We start from the raw sequence: 4,744 nt of genomic DNA, 5'->3' as shown, positions 1-4,744 counted from the left end.
CACGGCGGCCGAGTCGTCGCCTGAAAGGGATGAAGCTGCCGCCCGCGCCGATCACCCGCTGGGCGCGGCCATGGCGCAGGTGCTGGGCACGTATATCCTGTCCCAGACCGCCGATGGCGCGCTTGTGCTGGTGGACCAGCATGCCGCCCATGAACGCCTGACCCATGAGAAGCTGCGCCAGCAATATATGGGGGGCGAGATTCGCGCCCAGCGCCTGCTGCTGCCCGAGGTGGTGGATCTCGTGCCCCGGCAGGTGGATGTGCTGCTGTCCTTCACCCCCGCGCTGGCCAGACTGGGAATCGAGATCGAACCTTTTGGCGGCACCGCCGTTCTGGTCCGTACCATGCCCGCGCTGCTCGGCAGGGAAGACCCGGCGGCCATGCTGCGCGACCTGGCGGAGGAACTGGAGGCGGATGATCTGGCCACCCCGGCGCAGGCGGATGCGCTGGATGCGCGCATGGATGCGGTGATCGCGCGCATGGCGTGCCATGGCAGCGTGCGGGCGGGCCGCAGGATGACGCATGAGGAAATGAACGCCCTGCTGCGCGACATGGAGCGCACCCCCCGCTCAGGCACATGTTCGCACGGCCGCCCGACATGGATCCGGCTGGAAAAGGGCGATCTGGAACGGCTGTTCGGACGCCGCTGAGCGAACGTTCCGGAGGGCGCACGACATGCGCCAGACGCATTGTAGGGCATGATGGAGCGCATGATGCGTAGAATGTGACCGTTTGTGCACTGGATTCCTGATGCAAAACCCCTTTAGGGTCACGCATTGTCCATGGATGATGTGAGACCCAGTGTGCATCCGATCCTGCTCTCCCTAGTTACCTACCTGCCCCTTGCCGGGGTGGTCGCCATATTGCTGACTCGTGGCTCCACCCATACGGTCGATACCGCCGCCCGATGGGTGGCGTTGTGGACCAGTGGCATCGTGTTCGCGCTGTCCGTGATCATGTGGGCGGAATTCAACCCTGCCCACGTTGGCGTCCAGTTCGAACAGCAGATCGGATGGGCCAGCGGCGCGGGCATTTCCTATCATGCCGGACTCGATGGCATCAGCCTCATGTTCGTGCTGCTCTCCACGTTCCTGACCCCGCTTTCCATCATTGGCGGCTGGAAACTGATTTCGGGGCGGGTGCGCGATTACATGATCGCCATGCTGCTGCTGGAAACGACGCTGATCGGCCTGTTCTCGGCGCTCGATCTGGTGCTGTTCTACGTGTTCTATGAAGCGACGCTGCTGCCCGCCAGCCTCATGATCGGCGTATGGGGCGGCCCGCGCCGTGTCTGGGCGTCCCTGCAGTTCTTCCTGTTCACCTTCGGTGGCTCGCTGTTCATGCTGCTGGCGCTTCTGGCCATGTGGAATGTAACGGGCACGACCGATATCGTGGCGCTTGAGCATCACGGTTTCGGCCATGCCATGCAGTGCTGGCTTCTGGCCGGCTTCATCATCGCCTTTGGTGTGAAGCTGCCGCTGTTCCCGCTGCATGCCTGGCTGCCCGACGCCTATACCGAGGCCCCGACTCCGGCTTCCGTCATGCTGTCCGGCGTGCTGTCAAAGGCCGGGGCCTACGGCCTGCTGCGCTTTGGCGTGCTCATGTTCCCCGATGCGGCCCGCCTGTTCGCGCCGGTGGTGCTGACGCTGGGCGTGATCGCCGTGATCTACGCCGCCATCATCGCGCTGGCGCAGACCGACATGAAGCGCGTGATCGCCTATTCCTCCTTCTCGCATATGGGGGTGATCGCGATTGGCCTGTTCACCCTGACGCCGGAAGGCATTGATGGCGCGATTTTCCAGATGCTGTCGCATGGCATCGTGATCGCGGCGCTGTTCTTCTGTGTCTCCGCCGTGTCCTGGCGGGCTGAAACGCGCGAGATCTCCGCATTCTCCGGTGTCGCGCACAAGATGCCGGTGCTGGCCACGCTCGCCATGCTGTTCGTCATGGCCAATATCGGCCTGCCGGGCACCGGGGCGTTCGTGGGTGAGTTCCTGGTCATGGTCGGCGCGCTGCATGTCTCGTTCTGGCTGGCCTTCCTTGGCGGGTCGAGCATGATCCTGGGCGCGGTCTACATGCTGGTGCTGTACCGCCGCGTGCTGTTCGGCGCGAACAAGGGTGGGGTTGTCGCCCTGCTGCGCGACCTGACGGGTCAGGAACTGGCCGTGCTGGTGCCGCTGGCGGTGGTGACGCTGTGGATGGGGGTTCATCCCGGCTCCTTCCTGCGGATGTTTGATCCGACCGTGACCAGCCTGCTGCATCCCGCGGCGGCTGTGGCCACGGTTGAGCCGCAGGTGATCGCGCCCCTGACCGGCGCGGGCTGAACCGCACACTTTACGTTCGTTAATAAAAAGCCCGGCCATCCAACAGGATGACCGGGCTTTTTTCTTGTCTGGTGGCTGTCTGAAAAGGCTACCCAAGGCTATTCCGCACATCATGGGAAAGGTTCAGGAAACGCCGCCTTTTTGAAAAAGGCGGCATCCTGACTTTCTCGGGCAGTTTTTATACGTCGAGGTTATCGACCTGTCTGGCGTGTTCCTGAATGAAGCGGAAGCGGAGTTCCGCCTTGCGGCCCATCAGGTGTTCCACGCGCTCCAGCGTGAAGGCCCTGTCCTCCGGCGGAGTGATGACCTTGAGCAGCGTGCGGTGCTTCGGGTCCATGGTGGTCTGCTTCAGGTCGCCCGGTGGCATTTCCCCCAGCCCCTTGAAGCGTGAGACCTCGACCTTGCTGTTGGGTTTGAACGCCGTTTTCATTTTCCGTTCCCGGTCGGCGTCATCCATGGCGTAGATGCTTCTGCCGCCCTGCGTGAGGCGATAGAGCGGCGGCTGGGCCAGATAGAGATGCCCGTTGCGGATCAGCCCCGGCAGTTCCCGGAAAAAGAAGGTCATGAGCAGGGAGGCGATATGCGCGCCGTCCACATCGGCATCGGTCATGATGATGATGCGGCCATAACGCAGCTTGGTGGCGTCAAAACGCTCCCCCATGCCACAGCCCAGTGCTTCCACCAGATCGCGCAGTTCCTGGTTGCCGCGCAGCTTCTCGGTCGAGGCGCTGGCCACGTTCAGGATCTTGCCGCGCAGCGGAAGCACGGCCTGCGTCTCACGGTTGCGGGCCTGCTTGGCGGAGCCACCGGCGGAATCCCCCTCCACCAGGAAGATTTCCGTCTCGGCGGCGTTTTCCCGCGTGCAGTCGGTCAGCTTGCCCGGCAGCCGCAGGCGGCGGGTGGCGCTTTTGCGCGGCGTGTCCTTCTGTTCCTTGCGGCGCAGGCGTTCCTCCGCCCGTTCCACCACAAAGGCCAGCAGGTTGTCCGCCTGGGGCGGGTTGCCCGCCAGCCAGTGGTCGAAACGGTCGCGCAGGGCGGTTTCCACCAGCTTGCTGGCCTCGCCACTGGTCAGCTTCTCCTTGGTCTGGCCCTGAAACTGCGGGTCACGGATGAAGACCGACAGCTTGGCGGCGATACAGCCCAGAATATCATCGGCGTTGATGCTGGCGGCGCGCTTGTTGGAGCGCTGCTCCCCCCAGTTGCGCAGGCCCTTGAGCAGCGCGTTGCGGAATCCCGTCTCATGCGTGCCGCCATTGGGGGTGGGAATGGTGTTGCAGTAGGAGGCAAGGGCCGCCGGACCCGCTTCCTGAAAGGCGATGGCCCATTCCATGCGCCCGGTGTCGCTGCCATCGGGTCCGGTGGGCAGATCCGCGTCACCGGCCCACAGATCGGTCAGCAGGGCCGCCTTTTCCCCCAGTTCGTCACGCAGGCTGTCCGCCAGCCCACCGGGGAAATGCAGCACGGCTTCCGCCGGTATGTCATCCCCCTTGATCAGCGCCGGATCGCACGCCCAGCGGATGGTCACCCCACGGAACAGGAACGCCTTGGAGCGGCACAGCCGGTACAGCCGGGCGGGGGAGAAGTGCAGGCGGCCGAAAATCTGCGGGTCGGGGATGAAGCGGATCTGCGTGCCGCGCCGGTTGTTGACCGGGCCGACCTTTTCCACACCGCTGAGGGGGTGCCCGCGTTCATAGACCTGCCGCCACAGTTCCCGGTCGCGCGCGATCTCCACTTCCATGCGGGCGGCCAGCGCATTGACCACGGATGAGCCCACGCCATGCAGTCCACCGGATGTGGCGTAGGCCTTGCCGGAGAACTTGCCCCCCGCATGCAGCGTGGTCAGGATCACCTCCAGCGCCGAACGGTCGGGAAAGCGGGGGTGCGGGTCCACCGGTATGCCACGGCCATTGTCGCGTATGGTCAGGCAGTCACCGGCCTCAAGCGTCACGTCGATGGTGGTGGCGTGGCCCGCCACGGCCTCATCCATCGCGTTATCAAGGATTTCGGAGGCGAGGTGATGATAGGCCGTCTCGTCCGTGCCGCCGATATACATGCCCGGACGGCGGCGTACGGGTTCCAGCCCCTCCAGCACCTCGATCGCGCTGGCGTCATAGGACTCGGGGCTGTTTCTGGCGTTGTCTGGCATGGGGGTGGGGGAGACCTTGCGTCGGGCGGGTTTGCCGGGGCTGGCAGGCGTGGAAAAAAGATCGTCGTTCATGAATCGTTCTTTGTTTTATCGCATCACGTCCAGTCAGGCTGCAAGGCCCGATTACGCGCAGGCACTATGCCCGCACTTGCGGGCATGAAAAAGGCCGGACAATGGCCCGGCCTTATTTTCTTTTATCCGGCCGGGGCCGGTGTGGTCAGCTACGGACCGTGCGGCGCGCCGGGGCGCGGGTGGTGGTGGATGCCGCCGGGGCG

General features: G+C 64.4%; 2 protein-coding genes and 1 pseudogene. 2 read left to right on the top strand and 1 reads right to left on the bottom strand.

Annotated elements, in window-relative coordinates:
* Positions 1-649: pseudogene (locus JCM25156_RS09480) on the top strand (DNA mismatch repair endonuclease MutL); the annotation flags it as partial.
* Between the two features lie 132 nt (positions 650-781).
* On the top strand, positions 782-2,323 hold the full coding sequence (locus JCM25156_RS09475; protein ID WP_034959163.1) for a complex I subunit 4 family protein: 1,542 nt from the start codon (positions 782-784) through the stop codon (positions 2,321-2,323).
* A 178-nt stretch (positions 2,324-2,501) separates the two neighbouring features.
* On the opposite strand, the gene parE is transcribed toward JCM25156_RS09475, so the two are convergent.
* Positions 2,502-4,541 carry a DNA topoisomerase IV subunit B gene (parE, locus tag JCM25156_RS09470; protein WP_025812882.1) on the bottom strand — a complete coding sequence of 680 codons (2,040 nt, stop codon included), beginning with the start codon at positions 4,539-4,541 and terminating at the stop codon, positions 2,502-2,504.
* Positions 4,542-4,744 lie beyond the last annotated feature (203 nt).

The organism is Komagataeibacter kakiaceti JCM 25156, from assembly GCF_000613305.1.
Note: the sequence above shows the minus strand (reverse complement) of the source record. Positions and strands in the feature narration are given on the sequence as shown.